At 65.8% G+C, this 1,794-nt stretch carries 2 protein-coding genes and 1 pseudogene; 1 reads left to right on the plus strand and 2 read right to left on the minus strand.

The genetic code is table 11. The features are described from left to right. Positions 1-450 (minus strand): hypothetical protein (locus tag AC1DYI_RS34425; protein WP_477208594.1); only part of this gene is annotated, 450 nt, incomplete at its 3' end. Between AC1DYI_RS34425 and AC1DYI_RS34430 the strand changes: the two genes are divergently transcribed. Beyond that, a complete protein-coding gene (locus tag AC1DYI_RS34430) occupies positions 449-805 on the plus strand; it encodes a hypothetical protein (RefSeq protein WP_477208595.1) in 357 nt (118 codons plus the stop codon). The two genes, AC1DYI_RS34425 and AC1DYI_RS34430, sit on opposite strands and share 2 nt — an antisense overlap. 9 nt (positions 806-814) lie before the next feature. Here AC1DYI_RS34430 and AC1DYI_RS34435 read toward each other — a convergent pair. Continuing rightward, positions 815-1,794, minus strand: a pseudogene (locus AC1DYI_RS34435) (hypothetical protein); the annotation flags it as partial.

A 1,794-nucleotide genomic window follows, 5' to 3' on the forward strand; every position in this document is an offset into this window, starting at 1 on the left:
GTTCAGCAGAGGCTCGCTGCGCTGCTGCAATTGGCGCAGCGCCTCGGCACCATGAAACTCGAGCGCGAGCGTCGCCGGCTTGAGCTCAACCTGCTCGAACCAAGCCGCCGCCACCTGCTTGCGCACATCGGCCAACCGCCCCATGCGCCGATGCTCCAGCACGATGGCTTGGATCACCGCGTCGCGCAGGCCCGCGGAGTCAGCCAGCGCCACGACGCCCAGCGCCGGCACACAGCCGATCGCTCGCGCGCCGTCGGTGCCTGCCGACAGGAAGGCCACGTGCGTCACGCGCCGAGCCGGCTGGGCCAGTGGATCAGTGCCCGCGGGAAGGTCCACCTGCAATTCTTGGCGCTCGAACTCGCAGCCGCCGGCGGTGACCTGCACCGCCTCCAGATACGCACCCTGGTCGATCAGGTGCTTCTGCACCGCGCTCGCCATCTTGCGAGCCATGGCCGCCGCCGTGCCGCCGACCCAGGCCATCTCCGGAAAAGCCAGCGGCGTCACGACGACCTCGCCTGACGGCGTGGTCAGTTCGAAGAAAGCGAGACCGGGTTGGTTGGCGGAGCGCATCGAGAAGTCAGGCGAGCAGGCGCAAGTCGACCGCGGAGCAGGCGTACAGCTTGCAGGCGTCTTGATGTTTCACTTGCTGCGAGATCCCTTCGAAGAGATTCTCGCAGCAGAAGACCCTGGGTCAGGTGGACGTCTGCCTTGCAGCGAACTCAACCGATGCGTGTCGCAATCACTCTTCGATGGCGCAGGACGCGAGGCGCATGAAGCGGCCTATCTCAACAGTATTGGGTGCTGACGCCTGCTGCTAGCGCGATGTCACCACCGGGTCGAGGCGAAGAACCACGGACCGATCGTCGCTCGTACGGGTGGCGCTCACCAGGATCTGCCCGACGTCATTGATCGCCGCAGCGTGGTACATCGTGTACTTCGCGCGATCCGCCTCGGGGATCAGGGTCGCAAGGTCGACCGGGCCCGTCTTGTCGAAGCGCGTCGCCCGAACGCCACTGCCATGGGTGACATCGGTGCTCCGCCCTACCACGACGCCGCTGGCGTTGATGGCGAAGGCGCTGCTGCTGTCGGACTTGGTTCCACCCAGCGTGCCCAGGTCGATCATGGCGCCCTTCTCGTAGCGGACGGCATGCGGCCTTCGGACCTCGACGTAGCTCGACTCTCCAACGGCGATGCCTTTCGCGTTGACTGCGTAGGCGTTCGAATCGTAGACCGCGGGGGCGCATTGCAGCACTCGCAGGACAAAGCCATCCCAGGCGACGGCGCAATAGTTGCCAAGGGGGCCGGTTGAGCCACCAACAACCAGGCCGGTCTTGTTGATCGCATTGGCCTGCGAGATCTGGCCGCCCCCGCTGCTCAGATCGGGCAGATGGTGCAGCGTGGTGTCGAAGACCACCGCAGAATTGTTTGCCGTGCCAGCGGCCGCGCCTGAAGCGTTGACCCCGCGCACTTCGCCCACCCACAGTTTCTCGATCTCGCTCGTTCCCGAACGGCGCGCGGCCCAGCCCTGCCCCTCATCGACGACCTGGCCGCCGAGCACCTTGCCGGCGACAGCCAACCAATAGTTGCTGGGACCAGCGGGCCCGATCAACTTGCAGCGGCCCTCGACAGAGCATTGTTCACCAGCGACGGTCGATGCATACACGTTGATCACCGCACGTCCTTGGGCATCAATCGCCGCCGGGGTGACCTCGTTGGGCATGCTCGGATCGATCGGCTTGAAACGCAGCTCGGTCACGCTGTAGGCCGGCGTTGCACTCGACGCGGCAATGGCCG

The organism is Ideonella sp. P3_A4, assembly GCF_056403075.1.

What these genes read in the sequence shown, in the direction of transcription:
- AC1DYI_RS34430 (WP_477208595.1), top strand. Translation starts at nt 449, where the DNA reads ATGGCCGCCGCCGTGCCGCCGACCCAGGCCATCTCCGGAAAAGCCAGC.